Here is a 19,441-nt window from a genome sequence, read left to right as displayed (position 1 = left end):
TCGCTCTGCCCAGGCGACAACTCCTCGAACCAGAGGGCGAACCGAGCGCTGTGCAGAGAGTCCCTGGCAAACTGGAGCACACGCGCAGTCATGAGTCCCACCGTGGCACTACGCCAGTGGCGTGATTCGCGCACACCGGAGGTCGCCGCTCGATCATCGCGCGAGCGTCCCAGCGATGATGTCGGTCACGCGGTCGATCGCGTCGGCGTCGATCGCAGAACCTGTAGGAAGCACAACGACCTGATCAGCTACAGCCTCCGTGTGCGGCAACCCCTTACCGGCGTTCGGCCAGTGGCTGCGGTACGGCTCCATCCGATGCGCTCCGGGCCAGAAATATCTACGTGCCAGGACATTGTGCGAGCGAAGATCGCTGATGACGTCGTCGCGGCGCCCGCCCGCGACGAGGGCGACGACATATTGGTGATTGGACTTCGTTCCCTCGGGTGCGACCTCGTGAAGCGTGATACCGCGAATGTCCGCCAGCTTTCGTGAGTACCGCTCAAAGTTCGAGGTGTTGATCTCTGTGAACTTCTCGACATCGTCGAGGTTCACCAGCCCCATCGCCGCGCAGATCTCCGTCATCTTCGCGTTGCTGCCCAGACGGATCACGTTGTCTTCGCCCGCGAAGCCGAAGTTTCGACTCAGCCGAAGGTTTGCCGCCAGGACGTCATCATTCGTGGATATTGCTCCCCCCTCGAACGAGTTGAAGAACTTCGTGGCGTGGAAACTGAAGATTTCTGCCACGCCGAAGTTGCCGATGCTCCCCGATTCGGTTGCCACTCCGAAGGCGTGCGCCGCATCGAGGATGAGTTTCAGCCCGTACTCGTCGGCGAGTTGCTGCAGCTCTCGCACAGCTGCCGGACGACCCCAGAGATGCACTGCCAGGATCGCGCTCGTCTCCGACGTGATCCGGTTCCTCACCGACTCGACGTCGAGGGTGTGCGTTTCGGGGTCGATGTCCGCGAAAACGGGCCGAAGTCCACGCCAGGCGATCGCGTGGGCGGTCGCCACAAAGGTGAAGGAGGGAACGATCACCTCGCCCGTCAGCCCGAGGCCCTCCACCACCAACTCGAGTCCGAGCGTACAGTTCGCGACGGCGATCACATGCTTGACTCCGAGGAACTCACTCAGGCTTGATTCGAATTCTCGGACGAGCGGACCGTCGTTCGTGAGCCATCGACGATCGAAGATCTCCGAAGCCAGGGCGAGGAACTTGTCGCGATCGCCCATATTCGGCCGTCCGACATGGAGGGGTTGCTCGAAGACGTTGGCCTCGTTGATTTCCATATCTCCTCGGCGTTTCGGATGCGTCATACATCGATTCCAAGAGGAGCGATGAGCGCTCGGCGCCCGAACCCCGTCGCGGATGAATCATCAGCCTATACCTGAGGTCAGAAGCTACAAGCGGTCGCCGTACGATCGGATATCGAGCAGCCGCAAAGCAATCCGTCGACGTGCCGCTCAACCTCGTTACATCCCTCTGATAGAAAGAGCGCGCGGCCTCCCGGGTCGGGGAACACGAGGGAAGAATGCGTCTTTCGGTCATCGGATGTGGGTACCTCGGGGCTGTGCACGCGGCGGCGATGGCATCCATCGGGCACGAGGTGGTCGGCATCGACGTCGATCCGCGCAAGATCGAGGCGCTCTCGCGCGGCGAGGCTCCGTTCTTCGAGCCCGACCTCGAAGAACTGCTCGCGGCGGGCGTCTCGTCGGGGCGGCTGACGTTCACGACCGACATCGCCGCGGCAGCCGGATCGGACGTGCACTTCATCGCGGTCGGAACACCGCAGCAGTCGGCGAGCGAGGCCGCCGACCTCACCTACGTGAACGCCGCGGTCGACGGGCTCCTGCCCCATCTGCGCGCGGGCGACGTCGTCGCCGGCAAGTCCACGGTGCCCGTGGGCACCGCAGCAGTCCTCGCCAAACGGGTGAACCCCACAGGGGCGACCCTCGTCTGGAATCCGGAGTTCCTGCGCGAAGGCTGGGCCGTCGAAGACACGATCCACCCCGATCGCATCGTCGTCGGCATCGAGCAGACCGATGCGCAGCCGTCCAGCGAGCCGATCCGCGGGCTCTCGGTGCGCGAGCCCGGAATCACCTGGCCCGTCGCAGCGACCGGTCCCGACTCGTCGCCCGACACCGCCGACGACGTCGTCGCGACGATGAAGGCGGTGTACCACCCGGCGGTCGCGGCGGGCACGCCGTTCATCGTCACCGACTGGGCGACGGCCGAGCTCGTGAAGGTCGCGGCGAACGCGTTCCTCGCCACCAAGATCTCGTTCATCAACGCGATGGCCGAGATCGCCGAGGTCACCGGCGCCGACGTCACGCAACTGGCCGACGCGATCGGGCACGACGAGCGCATCGGCCGCCGCTTCCTGGGCGCGGGCATCGGGTTCGGCGGCGGGTGCCTTCCCAAAGACATCCGCGCGTTCTCGGCCCGTGCCGAAGAGCTCGGGCGCGGCGAGTCGGTCACCTTCCTCCGCGAGGTGGATGCCATCAACCTGCGTCGCCGCGAGCGCGCGGTGCAGCTCGTGGTCGATGCGGTAGGCGGCTCGGTGTTCGAGAAGAAGGTCACCGTGCTCGGTGCGGCGTTCAAGCCGCACAGCGACGACATCCGAGACTCCCCCGGACTCGACGTGGCGGTCCGGCTGCGCGGGCTCGGGGCATCCGTCACCGTCACCGACCCCGCCGCCATCCCCAACGCCCGGCGACTGCATCCCCAGCTCACCTACGTCGACGACCGCGACGAGGCCATCCGCGACTCCGACGCGATCGTGCTGGTCACCGAGTGGGACGAATACCGCCGCGAGCTCTCGCCCGAGCATGCGTCGTCGCTCACCTCGTGCCGCGTCGTCGTCGACGGACGCAACGGGTGGGATGCCGCCGCCTGGCGCGCCGCCGGCTGGAGCTACTACGGCATGGGGCGGCCGTGAACCGGCCCGACGCGACTCTCGCCCCGGTCGCCGCCGACCGATAGCCTGCTGCCCAGTTCGTGTGCCGCATCCACTCAAGGAGGACCCATGACCAATCGCCCTCTCGGCGTCACCATCGTCGCGATCATCGCGTGGCTGTCGGGCTTCTTCCAGATCGTCGGATCGATCTTCGGGATCATCGGCGGCCTCTTCATCACGTGGCCCGCGATCCTCGCCTGGATCAGCCTGCTCATCGGCATCATCACCCTCGTCGTGGGCGTCGGCCTGTGGCGCGGCAACCCGACCGCCCGCACCATCGCGGCCATCGTGTTCGTCGTCACGATCGTGCTCGAGCTGCTCAGCGTGTTCGCCGGCGAGAGCCTGTGGTCGGCGATCTGGGGAGCCCTGCTGCCGATCATCGGCCTGATCCTGCTGTACACGCGCCAGGCGCGCGCCTACTTCGGCTCCTGACGGTCAGGCGCGACGTCAGCGCGATGGCCCTCGCTGCTCGATGATCCACACGACGGCGAGGCCGATCGCCGCGCCGCCGACGTTCGCGACGACGTCGGCGACGCTCGACGTCCGCGCCGGCAGAAAGAGCGCCTGGCCCGCTTCCATCGCCAGCGATGCCGCCAGCGCGATCGGAACGACCCACGCCCGCCGCGCCGGGAGCACCAGGGCCAGCAGCACCCCGAACGGCACGAACATCGCCACGTTCGCGAGCGACTCGATGACGTCGTATGTGAGCAGCGGCACCGCGCGTGAGATCGCCCGCAGCAGCCCCGAAGCGCCCCGATCGACCGGGACGGGCCAGAACGCGATGAACGCGAGTGCCGTCAGGTAGCAGAGGAGGATCGGGATGCCGTGCCGCATGCCCGCCCGCGCATCCAGCGCCGTCGCACGAGCGACCGGCGTACGCGTGATGGTCATGCCGGCCCCCATCCGTCCGCCCTGCAAGGAACCCCGCGATGCGCCGAGTCTACCGGCCGCGACCGCCGCGGCCCAGGCCCGCGAGACGGCAGAGGATGCGGCATCCACGCGCGATTCTCGGCCGTCACGGCCGCTTTCTCATGACCACGAACGGGTCGGTCATCGTATGGTGGTCCGGTGACCGACTCGGTGCTGCCACGCTCCGCCCGCATCGCCGGGCGCGTGTTCGCCTGGGTGCTCGCGGCCCTTCTGGTCGCGACGGTGATCGCCGCCGCATGGGTCGGGATCCGCGGCGTGCTGGCCTACGGCCATCTGCGCGACGCGCAGGCGTCCGCCACGGACGTCCGCGCGAGCCTGTCCGACCCGGCTGCCGCAGCGACGGCCATCGACGCCCTCTCCGAAGACACCGGGGCCGCCCGCGCCCTCACCTCGGACCCGATCTGGAGCCTCGCCGCCGGGCTTCCGTGGGTCGGCCCGCAGCTGGCCGCAGTGTCGGCGGTGGCGGCATCCCTCGACGATGTCGCGGGCACCGCGCTCACGCCCCTCTCCGAGGTCGCCTCGACGTTCCAGGTCGATGCGCTGCGCCCCCAGGGCGGTCGCATCGACGTCGACACCTTCGCGCAGCTGAGCCCGGCCGCCGCCTCGGCCGCCGAGGGCGTGGCGTCGGCGGAGTCCTCGATCTCGGCCGTCGACGACGCAGCGCTCCTGTCGCCCGTGCGCGACGCGGTCGACGAGGTCGACCAGCTGCTCACCGAGGCGGGAGCGGCCACCGAAGCACTGGCCAACGCCACCGCCCTGCTCCCGGCCATGCTCGGGGCGGAGGGGCCTCGCGACTACCTCGTGCTCTTCCAGAACAACGCCGAATGGCGCTCGCTGGGCGGCATCCCGGGCGCCATGGCGCTCATCCACACCGACGGCGGCACGATCTCGCTGGCGGCCCAGGAGTCCTCGTCGGACTTCCCGGAGTACCCGGAGTCGGTGCTTCCCCTGGGCGACGAGATCGAGGCCATCTACGGGCAGCGCCCGGGCAAGTGGATCCAGAACGTCACCCAGGTGCCCGACTTCACGGTGTCGGGGTCGCTCGCGCGCGAGATGTGGGCGCGCCAGCACGGCGGCCAGCAGGTCGACGGCGTCATCGCGCTCGATCCGGTCGCCCTGTCGTACATCCTCGAGGCGACCGGCCCCGTCGCCCTGCCGGGTGGCGACACCCTGACGTCCGAGAACGCGGTGCCGCTGCTGCTGAACGAGGTCTACCAGCGCTATCAGCGCCCCGCCGACCAGGACGCCTTCTTCGCCGCGGCGGCCGCCGCCGTCTTCGAGGCCCTCGCCGCAGGAGACGTGGACCCGGCGAAGTTCGTCACCGCCCTCGGGCGGGCGGGTGACGAGAATCGCCTGCTGCTGTGGAGCGCCCACGAAGACGACCAGGCGCTGCTCAACGACACCACGCTCTCGGGCCCGCTCCCCGTGACCGACGACGACACCGCTCGATTCGGCGTATACGTCGACGACGGCACGGGCTCGAAGATGAGCTTCTACCAGACCCTCACCACCGACGTGGCGTGGACCGAGTGCACCGTCGACGCCGCGGGGGATGCCGGCGGCACCGCGACGGTCACCGCCACGATCGCCAACAACGCGCCCGCCGACGCCGCGAGCCTGCCGTCGTACATCACAGGCGGTGGGAGGTACGGGGTCGCACCCGGGACCACCCGCACGGTCGGGTACGTCTACATCCCCGAGGGGTGGGAACTCGCCGACGCGCAGCTGAGCACCGGCGGCGGCTTCGGCGGCGGCGTGCACGACGGTCGCCGTGTCGTCAGCTTCACCGTCGACCTCGGCCCCGGCCAGTCGGCCTCGGCCGTGGTGACGGCGCACCCCGTCGTGCCTGGCGCGGCGGTGATCGACGCCGTCGAGACCCCCACACTGACGCCGCCCACGGCCATTGCCGCCACCTGCGGGGCGCCCCTACAATGACGGGGAGCATGCGAGCATCCATCCGAGTTCTCGTCGCCACCGTCATCGCCGGCGCGGCAGCCCTCGCGGCGCCCGCGGCTCACGCCGCCACGATCTATCCGCCGACAGGGTCCTGCGTCGTCGATCCGACCACGACGACTCCCGGCGGAACCGTCGCGTTCTCGTGCGCGGCAGAGACCTTCTCGCCCAACGAGCAGGTGACGATCACCGTCACCGGCGAGAACGGGGCGGCTGCTGAGATCGGCTTCGTGCGCACCGCGATCGCCACGGCGAGCGCCGATGCGACCTCCACGGCAGACGGATCGCTCGCGAGCATCGACATCACGCTCCCCTCCGACGCGCGCGGCACGTACAACATCGCCGCCGTCTCGCCGACATCGGCCGGCGGCACGGCCGCGGTCACGGTGACGTCGGCAGACGGCAGCCTTCCCACCACGGGCCTCGACAGCGCGGCGCTGACCTGGCTGTGGGTCGCGGGTGGCGCGCTCGTCGTGGCGGGAGCAGCCCTCGGCGTCGTCGCCGTCGTCCGCCGCCGTCGCGACCTGCGCTGACGCGTCGCGACGCGACGACCATCTGGTCGTAGAAAGAATTACTTCTTTCAAGAAGGAATATCTTCTTCTGAGATACAATTCTTTCTATGGAGCTTCAGCGACCGCTCGCGGTCGTCACCTCGGGGGTCGACGGCGACGTGCTGCGCGTGCTCGGCTCCACCCACGCCGAGTTCAGCGTGCCGCGACTGCATGAGCTAATTCCCGATCGTTCCATCCCCGGCATCCGCCGCTCCGTCGAACGACTGACGACGCAGGGCATCGTCGAACGGCTGAGCATCGGGCGCGTAGCCGCCTACCGGCTGAACGACGACCACCTCGCCGCGCCGGCGGTCCGAGAGCTTGCCGATCTCAAGAGCGCTTTCCTCGAGAGGCTACGACGGCACGTCGGCGCGTGGCCGCACCCGCCCGTGTTCGGGGCGCTGTTCGGGTCGGCTGCCCGCGGCGAGATGCGGCCGGACAGCGATCTCGACATCATCCTCGTGCGCCCTGACGATGCCGAGGACGACGTCTGGGCTCGCGGCCTCGCCGACCTCACGCGGGCCGCGAGTACCTGGACCGGCAACGATGCTCGCATCATCGACTTCGCCACCGAAGAGATCACCGATGCGGCGACAGAGCCACTGCTGCGCAGTGTGCTCGCCGACGGCATCGCCTTCACCGACGACGCCGACTGGCTTCGACGAACGCTCAGAAAGAAGGGGAGCCGGTGACTCCGAAGAACCAGCGGACGAAGGACTGCTCGCCCACCGAACGTGCCGGACGAATGCAGCAAGCTGAGGGGTTCTGGCAGGATGCCGAAGACCTACGCGAACTGGGCGAGGCCAGTCCGAACAGCGTCGTCACACTGTACGTGCACGCCGGCATCGCTGCGGCAGACGTGATCTGCTGCGCGAAGCTGGGCGAGTATTCCAACTCCGCGAACCACAACGAGGCGATCACGCTGCTCCAGAAGGGGGACGCGTCACTGGCACCGTCGCTCGCGCGCCTGGTGGGTATGAAGTCGGCAGCCGGCTATGGCGCAAACCCCGTTTCAGCGCAGCGCGTGACGACGGCACGCAGCGCCGCCGAGAAGCTCGTCGTCGCCGCTCGCGCCGTCTGACATCAGCGCGTCGCGGACGAGCCCTGAGCTCCGCGCCGCCGACCGCGTTGACGCGTCGCGACGCGCACGTCGCGGGTCGCGGGTCCTGTCGCACGGCGGCACTATCGTGGCGGGCATGTCGCACTCCCCCTCGACGACGCTGGAACGCACCTACCGGTACCTGCGCATCGGCGTCGCGGGAACGGTCGTCGCGATCCTGCTCGCCGTCGCCCAGGCGGCGACGAGCTACGGCTGGCTGACGTCGATCAGCGACTACTTCTACACGCCCGCACGCGACGTCTTCGTGGGCGCCCTGGTCGCGGTGTCCCTCGCCCTCCTCGCGCTGTCGGGGCGTGGCGTCGAACGCGCGCTGTTCGACGCCGCCGCGCTGTTCGCCCCGCTCATCGCGTTCGTGCCGACGACGCTCGCGCCCGACGCCGTGCCCGGCGTGCCGGTGGCGTGCCCCGACACCACGCGCTGCTTCCCGCCGCAGTACGAGCCCGACGTCGCGAACGGCGTCTTCGTGTACCTCGTGATCGGCGGCCTCGTCGTGCTCGTCGCCCTGCTGCTGGCGGCGCTGCGCCAGGTGTCGCTGACCGCAGTCTGGCCGTCGCTGCTCATCGCGGTCGTCGTGCTCGCGGTCGTGGCGCTGACGTGGGGCTTCGTGCGCGAGGCGTTCCTGCAGTACGGGCACGTCGTGGCGACGACCGCGTTCTTCGGGCTGTTCGCCGCGGCCGCCGTGAGCAACGCCTTCCCGCGGCGGGGGCCGGCGCCGTCCCCGATCTTCCGCGTCCTCTACCTGGCGATCGCGATAGGGCTCGTCGTGCTGCTCGTGGCCTACGCGATCCTGCTTCCGCAGACCGGGACCGCCGGCATCCCGATCGTCCTCATCGTCGAGACGGCGGCCCTGGTGCTGTTCTTCGCGTTCTGGGTCGTTCAGGGCATCGAGAAGTGGCCCGACCCCGACCCGTCGATCATCGCCGGCTGACGCGCCGACCTCACGCGGCGCCGGTCTCGGCTTCGGCGATCTCTACCGTCCGCCGCACGCCGGCGGCGGGCCGTGCGGTCACGAGGATCGGAAGGTGGTCACTGAGACCCTGCGGCAGCGTGCGGACGCGGTCGATCTCGAAGCCGACCGACGTCGCGAAGTCGTAGTGGCCGCGGAAGAAGCGGTACCGCGTGTAGGTGCGCGAGTCGCTGAGGTTCAGCTCGTACCCCTGGTCGCGCACATGCTGACCGAGGCGCTCCTTGAACACGGGGTAGTTGTAGTCGCCGACCATGATCGCCGGCACGCCCTCGCCCAGCTGCTGCAGCTCGGCGAGCGCCGTGCGGATCTGGTGCCGCCGCAGCGAGTTGAGCGCGGTGAGCGGGGCCGCGTGGAACGACGCGACGATGACATCGTGGTTCTCGTCGATGTCGTGCAGCCGCACACCGAGCAGGCGCTCCTCGGCCGGCTTCAGCACGCGGTCGTGCAGCGACTTCTTCAGCGCGAGCGCGCGCACATCGACGGCGCGATACGTGTTCTCGCGGTAATAGACGGCGAGTCCGAGACGGTTGCGCTGCGTGGAGTCGGCCAGGCGCAGTCCCGCGATCTCGTCGGGGATGTCGGTGGTGTCGGCTTCCTGCAGGCACAGGGCGTCCGCTCCGTAGCGCTCGACGAGGTGGACGAGCTCCCCCGCCGCGCGGTGCTTGCGCAGGTTGTACGAGATGACCTTCATGTCGTGGCAAGCCTATGCCGAAGGCCTGTCCGGCGGGTGTCCTCTCGGCGTCTGCATCCTGACCTCACAGCGGAATGTACGAAAAGTGGATGCCGCGCCTCTTGGTATTCGTCAACCCGAACCTGGAGGACCCCCATGTCTGCAGCATCCGCCACGTCATCCGTGAGCGACGTCCGCACCGATCTCGCGGACGCGGTCGGCGCGAGCCGCACGTCGCGCGAGGCGGCCGAGCGCGCGCTGCGCCTCGCCGTGGCCGTGCGCGCACGTGCGGGCGAGGCGCTGGAGCGCACCGCGCGCCGCGCCGGCGTCGACGAGGTCGAGCGCGCCCGTCTGCGCGGCGAGTACGCCGCCGCGGCCCGCGTGGTCGCCGACCGACGCGCCGCGCTCGACGCCGCCCGGGAGTTCGAGCGCGCCGCGACGGTGGTCGCCGACGCGTTCGAGGTCGAGGCATCCTCGGCGAGCCCGCTGGCCGCAGCCCTGCTGGAGCTGATCGGCTCGCAGGCCGGTCGCGCCGGTGCGCGCGGACGCACGGCGCGCACCTCCACCCGGCGTACGACCTCCACTCGTCTCGGCGCCACGCGACCGCGCACGGCCTGAGGCTCAGCCGCTCTCGTAGAGTCGGCTGCGTGGCCCTCTCACGACGAACGGCGGTGCTCCTGGCCGTGGCCGGGTTCGTCGTCGTCGCGGCCGTCGTGCTGACCGTCGTGCTCGTGACCACCGCGCAGGCGCCGCATCCGCCGGGCCGCGGCACCGTCGTGGTCGCGTCGGAGCAGTCCACGGCGAGCGTCGCGGCCGAACGCGCCCCCGACGGCAGCCCCGAGCTCGCCGCGGCGCAGTACCTCAGCGCGCAGCCGACCGCGGTGTGGCTCACCCCCGAGGCCGACCCCATCGATGCCGTCGGCGAGCGCATCGCACAGCTCGCCGACGAGGCGCGCGCGCAGTCCGCCCGCGTCGCCGTGGTCGTCTACGGCCTGCCGGGACGCGACTGCGGCGGGCATTCGGCCGGCGGTCTCGATCCCGACGACTACGCCGACTGGACCCGCGCGATCGGCGAGGCGCTGCGGGATGCCGCCGACACCTCGCCGATCGTGCTGCTGGAGCCCGACAGCCTGGCGCTCGCCCCCGAGTGCGGGAACGAGGCGGAGCGCATCGACCAGCTCGCCGCCGCGGTGCAGGCACTCGCAGCGGAGCGCACGTGGATCTATGTCGACGGCGGGCATTCGGACTGGCTGCCCGCCGAGCGGATGGCGGCGCTGATCCGTCAGGTCGACCGGGCGTCACGGGCGGACGGCGGCGGCGGCATCCGCGGGTTCGTCACCAACGTGTCGAACTTCATGCCGACCGCCGACGAAGTCGCGTACGCCCACGATGTCGCGGCACGACTGGACGGACTGCACGCCATCATCGACACCTCGCGCAACGGCGCGGGGTCGGACGGCGAATGGTGCAATCCCCCCGGGCGCCGCGTCGGAGAGCCCGGCGGAGCGCTCGGCGACCCCGTCGTCGACACCAACCTGTGGGTCAAACCCCCGGGCGAGAGCGACGGCGAGTGCAACGGCGGCCCTCCGGCCGGGCAGTGGTGGCCCGAGGCCGCGATCGAGCTCACGAGGGACGCCGTCGCGGGATGATCTCTCCGCCCGTCCGGGCCGGTGTGTAGCATCGGGAGTACTTGCGCATGCGTCGGGGGCCGCGGCTGGGGTCGGCAATCGGCGCAGCCACGGCCACCGCCTGAAAGAAGACGCATGAGCACCCCTGCTGACGACCTGAAGACGGCGGTCATCATCGAGGACGACCCCGAGATCCGCCACATCCTCTCGGAGGTACTCGAATCGTCCGGATTCTCGACCGTCTCGGTCGGCAACGGCATCGACGGCGTGCGTGCGGTCCTGACGTACAAGCCCCTGCTGACGACGATCGACGTCACGATGCCGGGCATCGACGGGATCGAGGCCGCCAAGCGCATCCGTGCGCAGTCTGACACGTTCATCATCATGCTGACCGGCCTGAGCGATGAGGCCGATGTGATCGCCGGGCTGGGCGCGGGTGCCGACGACTATCTGCTGAAGCCGTTCCGTCCGCGCGAACTGCGGGCGCGCGTCGAGGCGCTGCTGCGCCGGTCCCGCGGCCTGCCGCCGACGGCGGCACCGGCGCCGGCTTCGCAGGGTAGCGTGGGGCCGTCGTTCCCCGCGGCACGCGTGGCCACCGCGTCGACCCCGGTCGTGCCGGTCGTCGCCGATGCCGTCGTCGTGCCGGTGCCCGCTGCTCCGACCGCATCCGGTCCTGCGCCCCTCGGCAGCGACGGCGAATGGCTCGTCCACCGCGACCTGCGACTTCATCCCGAGAACCGCGTCGTGCTGATCGGCGACGACGAGCTTGAGCTGACGCGCACCGAGTTCGACCTGCTCGCGACCCTGCTGGAGTCCAAGCGCCGGGTGCGCAGCAAGGCCGACCTCACCCTGGTGCTGCGCGGTGAGTCGTACGTCACGAGCTACTACGTCGGGGATGCCGACAAGCGCGCCGTCGAAGCGCACATGACGAATCTGCGCCGCAAGCTGGGCGAGAGCGCGGCGAACCCGCGCTACATCGAGACGGTGCGAGGGGTCGGCTACCGACTCACCGCCGAATCCGCCTGACCGGCCGCCACGGCTGGAGACGTCCGCTCGCCCCACACGAGCAGACGTCCCGCCGCCGGCCCCGGGGGTGGCCGCCTCCCCTGGCGGTCACCCCCGGTTTCCTCCCCCTGGCGCCGAAGTCCCCAGACCGGCGCCTTCCCCAGTTCCGACCCGTTTCGGGTACGGGTCAGACCTTGTATCCGTGCTGTCGACGGATGAGCTTGAAGAACATGGACAGTGTCTGCAGCACCGTCACGACCCCCACGATCGGCCAGCCGATCCACAGGATGGTGGACTGCACCATCGGGCCGAGCATCGACCAGATGACGGCGGTCGCGATGAGCACCGCGATCACCACGATGAGGGGCGTCCAGTGGCCGATGCCCGCACCGCGTTCGGCCTTCGCCTGCATCGCCCAGTTGTCGACCTTCTTGCGCGAGAGGAACCTCGTCCAGGAGCGGGCGAAGTAGCTCAGGCGCAGCCACATGTAGATCTCGGCGGGCACGAGCGTGACGGCGAACAGGATGTCGCGGGCGTTGCGGTTGCCCATGGTGAGCGCCATGCGAGTGTTGAGCGCGATCGCGACGGCCGGAGCCAGCAGCCACCACGGCGAGAAGACGAACGCTCCGATCGACAGCGATCCTGCCAACAGCACCACGAACGCGACACGCACGAACAGGTTGGTCAGCATCCCGAAGTTCTCGAGCCAGCGCACCCGCAGATTGGGGTGGAACGGCTGCCCCTTCGTGTCGCCGCGCTGACCGGGCCACATCAGCTCGATCGCCCCGTACGTCCACTTGACCTGCTGGGCGTCCAGGGCGCGCAGCGTCGTCATGCCGCCGACGTCGGCGCGGGCGAACGGGCTGATCTTGGTGAGGTAGCCGGCGCTCTTGATCTGCAGTGACAGGAGCGAGTCCTCGACCTCGGAGTCCTTCACCCACGGCGTCGACTGGCGGTTGGCGGTCATGACGTCGCGCAGGGCCTGCGTCGAGAAGATCGAGAACTGGCCGCCGAGCACCGCCATGTTGCGCCCGCGCAGCAAGTTGTGCAGGTTGAAGGCCGCGAACTGCGCACGCTGACCGGTGGTGAGGAACCGTGCGACCAGGCCCTTGATCGGGCGATCGTCGATCGAGTAGATCGCCGAGATGCCGCCGATGCGGGTGTCGGAGATCGCTTCGGCCTCCAGGTACTCCACCGCCCTCGCATCGGCCACGGTGTCACCGTCGACGCCGAGCAGGTAGTCGTAGCCCTCGACGAGGGAGTAGCCGTAGTTGAGGGCGCCGACCTTCTTGTCGGGGTTCTTGCCGATGTCGTGGACGAACACCTCGGTGAACTGCTCGCCGAGCTCGGTGACCACTTCGTGCGGACCCGCGTACTCCGAGGCGACGCGCACGGTCCCGTCGGAGGTGTTGTTGACGACGACGTGGATGGCGTCGGGCACCCGCGTCTGTGCGAGCAGCCCCTCGATCACCTGTGCGATCGAGGACTCCTCGTTGTACGCGGGGATGACGCAGCCAATCGTCGACCGGTGCAGCGGCCCGTCGTCCAGGACCGCCTCGAAGTCGTCCGAGAATCCGTGCGACGGGTCGGCGACGACCTCCAGCGCGGTCGCGCCCGGCACGGGGCGTGCGTTGCGCGCACTGCGGGTGAGGGGCACCAGGTCGGTCACTGTCGTCGCTCTCGTCTCATCGTTCCCCGGGTTCTCGGGGCTGCACCCAGACTGGTATGCCGAGCGCAACGCCTGCCCGAGAGAGGGCGAGAGCTGCCGCAAGGTTTGCGCAAGGCATCCGCAAGAGACCTGCGCACTTCTCGGGGAGCCGACCGAAATCCCGGATGAACCTGGAAATAGGATCGATTCATGCGTATCGGGGCGGCACGGGGGACGTTCGTCGTCGGCACGCCCGATGCCCGCACGCGATCGATCTGGCTGACCCAGCTCGTCCTCGCCGCCAGCGTGCTCATCACGGCGATCCTCGTGATGGTGCTGCAGCCCGCGACCTTCGGCAAGTGGAACTTCCTCGTCGGCACGCTCGCGGTCGTGGTGCTCACGCTCGCCACGCTGGCCGCACCGTGGTCGCGGCTGCCCGCGCCGGCGGTGCTGGCGGTGCCCTTCGCCGATGCACTGGCGATCGGCCTCGTCTCCAGCGGGACTGAACTGCGGCTCGGCTACCTCTGGGTGTTCCCGGTGATGTGGGTGGCGATGCACTTCCGGGCGGCCGCGCTCGCGGTCATGCTGTCGCTGATCGGGCTCATCCTGCTCGTCGACTCGACGGTCACCCCCGGCAGCATCGCCGCGCTGCGCGTGTTCGTCGTGCTGATCTCGCTCACGTTCATCGGCATCACGGCGCACCTCGCGCTGCGGCGCACCCGCTCGCTCCGGCGCCTGCTGCGCCGCCAGGCGGGGCGGCTGACCGCCACGCTCGGCCGGCGCTCCGACCAGGAGCGGCGCACGATGGAGATCCTCAACGGCATCGACACCGGCATCGTCCGGCTGTCGGAGGCCGGCAGCGTCCTCGCCGTGAACGACGCGTACTCCCGCCTGTACGGGCTCGATCGGCTCGACCCCACCCTCCCCGCCAGATCGGTCGAGTACACCGGACTGCGCGGGATGCCGGTGCCCTATTCCGAGCGGCCGTTCTCACGGGCCGCCCGCGGCGAGACGTTCACCGACGCGTCGGTGTGGCTGTTCACCGCCGAAGGAGAGTGGCGCGCACTGTCGGTGACCGCGAAACGCCTGGCCGCGCGCGGCGACGAGGACGCCGGCGTCCTTCTCCTCGTGCACGACGTCACGGCCCTCACCTACGCACAGCGCGAGCGCGAGCGCTTCACCGCCATGGCCTCTCACGAGCTCAAGCACCCGCTCACCGTGATGATCGGCAATGCCGAGCTCGCCCTCGAGCTCGACGACCTCACCCCCCGGACGCGCGAGCGGTTCGAGTCGATCATCGCCGCAAGCGACCGCATGCTGACAATGACCGAGAGTCTCGTCACCACGTCGCGCCGCGGCTTCGGCGGACGCGACGAGGTGGACGACATCGACCTGAGGCTGATCGTGCTCGACTCCGTCGCCTCGTTCCGCGCGACCGCGGCCTCGGCCGACATCGCGATCGACGTCCGCGCCGACGAACCCCTGCCCATCGCTGCCGACGGCTTCCGGATGCGCCAGGTCGTCGACAACATCGTGAGCAACGCCATCAAGTACACGCAGAGCGACGGCGAGGTGCGCATCCGCGCGGCGGTCGACGGCGGCAGCGTCGTGCTGACGGTCGCCGACACCGGCATCGGCATCGATCCCGACGACCTGCCGCGCGTCCTGACACCCTATTTCCGCGCCGCCGAGGCGAAAGAGAAGGCGGGCGGCACCGGGCTCGGTCTGGGCATCAGCAACGACATCGTGCAGGCCCACGGCGGCACGCTCTCACTCGAGAGCGAGGCCGGCGCGGGGACGACGGTGACCGTGCGGCTGCCGCTCGCCGAGACGCCCCGCGCCGCAGACGACACGCACCGGAGGGATCCGTCATGACCGCTCTCCTCTCCGGGGCCGGGATCGACCTCGGCATCGCGCAGGCGGTGATCACCACGCTCGCGACGATGCTCACGATCGGCATCGCGTTCCTCGTGAAGCCCGGGCGAGCGACGCTGTACTGGAGCTTCGCCTTCGCACTGGCGATGGCGGCGACGTACGGCGTCGTGGCCGGCGACGTGACGGGGATGGAGACACTCCGTCGCGCGTCGCTGGGCGCCCTCATGGGATCGCCCGCGCTGCTGTGGTCGGGATTCCGGGCGGACTGGGGCATGCGCCCGCACGTGTGGGCGGGCCCGCTCGTCGCCGTCGCGTCGGCCCTCGCGCTCGCGCTGGCGGGCGATGTGGCGTGGTTCACCCTGGCATACCGCACCGTGTTCTTCGCGGCATCCGTCTTCGCGGCGCTCTTCGTCGTGGACTGGGCCCGCCGCGGCGCGGCAGCCCGGGCGGACCGACTGCTGCTGCCGCTCGCGATCGTGTCGATCGCGTTCTTCGTGACCGGTGCCGCGACCTTCATCGCGGGCCTGGTGTTCCCGCCGTCGGGCGGCGACGATTTCACGCTGGTGCGCCTGGTCTCGTCGGCGGGGATGCTGGTCTATGTCGCGTGCGCGCTGATCGCGGTCGTCGGTGCCACCGCGCGCGACGGCGGGCTGGGGCGCTCGACGACGGTGTCGTCGGCGTGGCAGCAGTTCGAGCGGACCGCCGGCGAGCGCCTGCTGCGCGCGCAGAAGTCCTCGGAGCCCTGGTCGGTCGTCTTCCTGGCGATCGACGACGCCGCCGACATCCGGCAGAGCGCGGGCGCTCCGGCGTTCTCGAGTCTGTCGGATCGGCTGGAGGCCACCGCGCGCGAGGTGTTCCCCGCAGAATCCGACGTCGGCTCGCCGTCCGCCGGAGCAGTCGTGGCGCTGGTGCCGCGGCCCGAGGCGACCGTCCGCGACCTGCTGCGCACGGCCCTGGAGCGCATCACGGAGCTGGACGTCGACGGAGCGCTCCCCATCAGGCCGACGGCGAGCGCGGGCTGGGCGCCGGTCTCGGTGCTCGGCTACGACCTCGACACGCTCGTGTACACCGGCCGCGAGGCGGCGCGTCTTGCCAGCGGCAAGGGCGGCGACCGCTGGGAGCGGGTGAGTGCCGCGACGGTCGAACGCCTGATCAGCCGGACAGAGCTACCGTGACCGTGTCGGTCGCCGTCTGCTTGGCATACTCGCTCGACGTCGGCGTGGTCTGCACGAGGAAGTCGTAGCTGAACTGCAGCGTCACCAAGGTCGCCTCGGCGGGCACGGGACCGACGTTGAACGTCTGCGAGTAGCTGTACGGATCGAGCACGAGGTATCCGGGGCTCACGGTCGAGGCATCCACCTGCGGCTCCAGCGGGTCCAGCGGCCCCGCCGCGGACGACGGCACCGCCGTCATCGACGCCCGCTGCAGATAGACCTTCTGGCCGTCCGCGGGCTGGACCGTCGTCGTCAGCCCGATGCTGACCGGCTTGACCGCCTCGGGCGTCCAGCGGTCCATCGCCAGCGTCGACCAGTAGTCGACGGTCGCGGTCACCGGCCCCGCGGTCAGCTCCCGCTGCGTGGACCCGGTCGACAGATCGTTGGGCACGGGCGTCGGCACGGCCGACGACGTCATGGTCGGCGTGGCACCGCCCTGCGGATCCCACGGGGCCGGACCGCACCCGGCGAGAGCGGCGGCGGCGACCGCACCGACCGCGATGACGGCGACGAACCGGCTGACCTTGCGCATGCGACCCCCGTATCCACCCCCCGGCGGGAAACGTCCGGTCAGTCTAGCGGCGCCCTCGCGCGCACGAGGGGTTCTAGAGCGCGCGCCGCGCGCGGGTCTGCTCCGCGCGCTGAGCGAGCAGCTCGTCCGCAGGGTACCCGACCTCGGTCAGCGTGAGCCCGCGGGCGGCGAGCACCTTCACCTCGGGCACGCGCTCCTGGGCATCCCGGATGTCGACCACGTCGTCCGCGTCGAGGCGCCCTTCCCCGACCGCGACGCACGCGCCGACGAGGGCGCGCACCATGCTGTGGCAGAACGCGTCCGCCTTGACGTTGGCGACGAGCACGCCGGCCGCGTCGCGGTGCCAGTCGAACTCGAGCAGCGTGCGGATGGTCGTCGCCTCTTCGCGCGGCTTGCAGTACGCCGCGAAGTCGTGCAGCCCGATGAGGGCCCGGGCGGCGACATCCATCGCGGTCTCGTCAAGGGCGGCGCGCACGGTGGTGGTGCGATGGCGTTCGAGCGGGTCGTAGCCGGTCACCGTGTCGGCGATGCGGTACTCGTAGCGGCGCCACACGGCCGAGAAGCGCGCGTCGAAACCCTCGGGGGCGAGGCGCGACCCGGTCACGGCGACATCGGAGTACGCGCCGAGGACCCCGGTGATGCGGGCGGCGAGCGCGTGAGCGCGGTCCTCGGGCGTCTGGGGCACGGCCGACGGGCGAGCATGCCGCGCCAGCACCCGCTCACGCTGTGCCTCATCGAGGTCGACGTGCGCCACCTGGTCGCTCGCGTGGACGCCGGCGTCGGTGCGGCCGGCGACGACGAGCCGCGGGCTGCCGCCGACGACGCGCGCCAGCGCGGTCTCGAGCGTCTCCTGCACCGTGCGCAGCCCGGGCTGGCGGGCCCAGCCGCGAAAATGCGTGCCGTCATAGGCGATGTCGAGCCGGATGCGCACGCTCCCACCCTATTCGGCGAGGGATGCCTCAGCCGACGACCGCCCGGCCCCTCGGCAGCTGGCGGCCCACCGCCTGTAGAGCGGACGCCGCCTGCCGCAGGCGGTTGTCGCTCTCGCGCACCATCTCGCGCGCCACGACCGGGTGGGCGCGAACGATGTCGTCGAGCACCGCGACCGGCACGACGAGCACATCGACCTCGGTCGTCGCGACAGCCCGCGAGACCGTGTGCGTGCGCGACAGGGCGGTGAGCCCGACCGGGTCGTCGACCCCGAGCACCGCGATCTGCACGAAGCCCTCGTCGTCGGTGGGGATGCCCAGCATGACGCTGCCCGCGAGGATGAAGCGCGTCTCGACAGGCACGACGCCGGGCCGCAGGAGGGATTCGCCGGCGCAGTAGCGCTCCAGGCGAGTGTGGGCGGCGAGGGTGTCGGTGTCGCCCGGGGCGAGACTCAGCGCCGGCGCGATCTGGCGCAGGGCGTCCTGCAGCCGCGCGGGCGTGCGCCACTCATCGGTGAGATCGCCGTCGAGGTGCAGGTCGGCGCGGCGCGCGGCGTACCAGACGCGTGTCGAGAACGCGTCGGCGACGGCATCCCGGTCCCCCGGTGAGCGCAACGGGATCGCGACCTCGTAGCGCGAGCTGCCGAGCGTCTTCGCGGTCGGCTCGGGGCCGGCGGCGATGAGCGGAATGTCACGGGCGACCGTGACGAGCAGCTCTCGGACGCGCCCGGGCGGGTCGTCGCTGCCGAACTCGAACGTCATCGTGGCGGCGTACGGCTCGGGATTGCGCGACAGGTTCGTGAAGGTCCCGCCGGCGAGCTCCGCCGTCGGCACCACGACGGTGCCGTTGCCCGTCTCCAGGTGCACGGCGCGCCAGTTGACCTCGACGATCTGCCCGCGCGTGCTGCCCATCTCGATCCAGTCGCCGAGCTCGAACGGCGCCTCGAAGACGAGGAACAGGCCCGACACGATCGAGCCGACCGCGTTCTGCAGCGCGAGGCCCACCACGATCGAGGTGATGCCCAGGGCGGCGAAGACACCCGCGACGTCGGCATCCCACACCCACCAGAAGACCGCGGCGATGCCGAGCACGATGAACACGAAGCGGATCAGGTCGCTGAAGATCGTCGGGAACCGGTCGCGCCACGACCCCTTCTCGGCCCGGTGGAACACCAGGTGGTTGACCGCGTTGATCGTCACGACGATGACGAGCAGGCCGAAGATCGTCCAGACCACCTTCGGCCACGTGCCCGAGCCCTCCCACGCGCCCGGCTGACTCAGCAGCACCAGCACGCCCGCGACGGGCACGACGTAGTTGCGCACCATCGCGACGATCGGCGCCGCCCGGCTGCCGCGGCGCACGAGGGCGTTGTAGAGCTCCGTCAGGCCGATCAGCGCGAGCGGCAGCCCCACCGACACGATGACGGCGGGCCAGAACCAGGGCTGCTGCACGATGTCCGACACC

Annotated in this window: 19 protein-coding genes; 12 read left to right on the top strand and 7 right to left on the bottom strand. The window is 70.3% G+C overall.

Annotated features, from left to right (window positions below; translation table 11 throughout):
• Positions 1-153: 153 nt before the first annotated feature.
• Positions 154-1,287 carry a DegT/DnrJ/EryC1/StrS family aminotransferase gene (locus FB391_RS01885; protein WP_221886271.1) on the bottom strand — a complete coding sequence of 378 codons (1,134 nt, stop codon included), beginning with the start codon at positions 1,285-1,287 and terminating at the stop codon, positions 154-156.
• A 242-nt stretch (positions 1,288-1,529) separates the two neighbouring features.
• Between FB391_RS01885 and FB391_RS01880 the strand changes: the two genes are divergently transcribed.
• Positions 1,530-2,936: a UDP-glucose dehydrogenase family protein gene (locus FB391_RS01880; RefSeq protein ID WP_141892591.1), complete on the top strand. Its 1,407-nt coding sequence runs from the start codon at positions 1,530-1,532 to the stop codon at positions 2,934-2,936.
• A gap of 87 nt (positions 2,937-3,023) precedes the next feature.
• Positions 3,024-3,386, top strand: a complete 363-nt coding sequence (locus FB391_RS01875; RefSeq protein WP_141892590.1) for a hypothetical protein — start codon at positions 3,024-3,026, stop codon at positions 3,384-3,386.
• Positions 3,387-3,401: 15 nt separating this feature from the next.
• Here the strand turns inward: FB391_RS01875 and FB391_RS01870 are convergent, their stop codons facing one another.
• Positions 3,402-3,845, bottom strand: a complete 444-nt coding sequence (locus tag FB391_RS01870; protein ID WP_185842890.1) for a VanZ family protein — start codon at positions 3,843-3,845, stop codon at positions 3,402-3,404.
• Between the two features lie 177 nt (positions 3,846-4,022).
• Here FB391_RS01870 and FB391_RS01865 point away from each other — a divergent pair, with 177 nt between their 5' ends.
• The 5 genes from FB391_RS01865 to FB391_RS01845 all read left to right on the top strand — a co-directional run bounded on the left by FB391_RS01865 (position 4,023) and on the right by FB391_RS01845 (position 8,436).
• Entirely contained in the window at positions 4,023-5,819 is a 1,797-nt protein-coding gene (locus FB391_RS01865) for a DUF4012 domain-containing protein (protein ID WP_246093316.1), read from the top strand.
• Positions 5,820-5,827: 8 nt separating this feature from the next.
• The gene (locus FB391_RS01860; RefSeq protein ID WP_141892588.1) at positions 5,828-6,370 is read left to right on the top strand and encodes a cell wall protein; all 543 of its coding nucleotides are present in this window, start codon (positions 5,828-5,830) and stop codon (positions 6,368-6,370) included.
• 86 nt (positions 6,371-6,456) lie between these two features.
• Positions 6,457-7,080 carry a nucleotidyltransferase family protein gene (locus FB391_RS01855; RefSeq protein ID WP_141892587.1) on the top strand — a complete coding sequence of 208 codons (624 nt, stop codon included), beginning with the start codon at positions 6,457-6,459 and terminating at the stop codon, positions 7,078-7,080.
• On the top strand, positions 7,077-7,469 hold the full coding sequence (locus FB391_RS01850) for a hypothetical protein (protein WP_141892586.1): 393 nt from the start codon (positions 7,077-7,079) through the stop codon (positions 7,467-7,469). Before FB391_RS01855 ends, FB391_RS01850 begins: the two co-directional genes overlap by 4 nt.
• A 115-nt stretch (positions 7,470-7,584) precedes the next feature.
• Positions 7,585-8,436 carry a hypothetical protein gene (locus tag FB391_RS01845; protein ID WP_141892585.1) on the top strand — a complete coding sequence of 284 codons (852 nt, stop codon included), beginning with the start codon at positions 7,585-7,587 and terminating at the stop codon, positions 8,434-8,436.
• A 10-nt stretch (positions 8,437-8,446) separates the two neighbouring features.
• Here the strand turns inward: FB391_RS01845 and FB391_RS01840 are convergent, their stop codons facing one another.
• Positions 8,447-9,166, bottom strand: coding sequence for an endonuclease/exonuclease/phosphatase family protein (locus tag FB391_RS01840; protein ID WP_141892584.1), 720 nt, complete (start codon positions 9,164-9,166; stop codon positions 8,447-8,449).
• Positions 9,167-9,301: 135 nt separating this feature from the next.
• Between FB391_RS01840 and FB391_RS19575 the strand changes: the two genes are divergently transcribed.
• The 3 genes from FB391_RS19575 to FB391_RS01830 all read left to right on the top strand — a co-directional run bounded on the left by FB391_RS19575 (position 9,302) and on the right by FB391_RS01830 (position 11,799).
• Positions 9,302-9,763, top strand: coding sequence for a hypothetical protein (locus FB391_RS19575; RefSeq protein ID WP_185842889.1), 462 nt, complete (start codon positions 9,302-9,304; stop codon positions 9,761-9,763).
• A 29-nt stretch (positions 9,764-9,792) separates the two neighbouring features.
• Positions 9,793-10,794, top strand: coding sequence for a glycoside hydrolase family 6 protein (locus FB391_RS01835; RefSeq protein WP_141893603.1), 1,002 nt, complete (start codon positions 9,793-9,795; stop codon positions 10,792-10,794).
• Between the two features lie 114 nt (positions 10,795-10,908).
• The gene (locus tag FB391_RS01830) at positions 10,909-11,799 is read left to right on the top strand and encodes a response regulator transcription factor (protein WP_141892583.1); all 891 of its coding nucleotides are present in this window, start codon (positions 10,909-10,911) and stop codon (positions 11,797-11,799) included.
• A gap of 166 nt (positions 11,800-11,965) precedes the next feature.
• Here the strand turns inward: FB391_RS01830 and FB391_RS01825 are convergent, their stop codons facing one another.
• Entirely contained in the window at positions 11,966-13,447 is a 1,482-nt protein-coding gene (locus FB391_RS01825) for a glycosyltransferase family 2 protein (RefSeq protein ID WP_141892582.1), read from the bottom strand.
• Positions 13,448-13,636: 189 nt separating this feature from the next.
• Here FB391_RS01825 and FB391_RS01820 point away from each other — a divergent pair, with 189 nt between their 5' ends.
• Complete coding sequence (locus FB391_RS01820) at positions 13,637-15,301, top strand: sensor histidine kinase (RefSeq protein WP_141892581.1); 1,665 nt, start codon at positions 13,637-13,639, stop codon at positions 15,299-15,301.
• Positions 15,298-16,476, top strand: coding sequence for a hypothetical protein (locus FB391_RS01815; protein WP_141892580.1), 1,179 nt, complete (start codon positions 15,298-15,300; stop codon positions 16,474-16,476). The genes FB391_RS01820 and FB391_RS01815 overlap by 4 nt, the downstream gene beginning before the upstream one ends.
• Here the strand turns inward: FB391_RS01815 and FB391_RS01810 are convergent.
• The 3 genes from FB391_RS01810 to FB391_RS01800 form a co-directional block, all read right to left on the bottom strand.
• Positions 16,454-17,047 (bottom strand): hypothetical protein, encoded by a 594-nt coding sequence (locus FB391_RS01810; RefSeq protein ID WP_141892579.1) that lies wholly within the window; start codon positions 17,045-17,047, stop codon positions 16,454-16,456. The two genes, FB391_RS01815 and FB391_RS01810, sit on opposite strands and share 23 nt — an antisense overlap.
• 73 nt (positions 17,048-17,120) lie before the next feature.
• The gene (truA, locus tag FB391_RS01805; RefSeq protein WP_141892578.1) at positions 17,121-17,978 is read right to left on the bottom strand and encodes a tRNA pseudouridine(38-40) synthase TruA; all 858 of its coding nucleotides are present in this window, start codon (positions 17,976-17,978) and stop codon (positions 17,121-17,123) included.
• A gap of 28 nt (positions 17,979-18,006) precedes the next feature.
• Positions 18,007-19,440, bottom strand: a complete 1,434-nt coding sequence (locus FB391_RS01800; RefSeq protein WP_141892577.1) for a mechanosensitive ion channel domain-containing protein — start codon at positions 19,438-19,440, stop codon at positions 18,007-18,009.
• Position 19,441: the final 1 nt, after the last annotated feature.

It is taken from the genome of Microbacterium kyungheense (genome assembly GCF_006783905.1).
GTDB lineage: Bacteria > Actinomycetota > Actinomycetes > Actinomycetales > Microbacteriaceae > Microbacterium > Microbacterium kyungheense.
The sequence above is the reverse complement of the archived record's forward strand: the minus strand, read 5'-3'. Positions and strand labels throughout refer to the sequence as shown.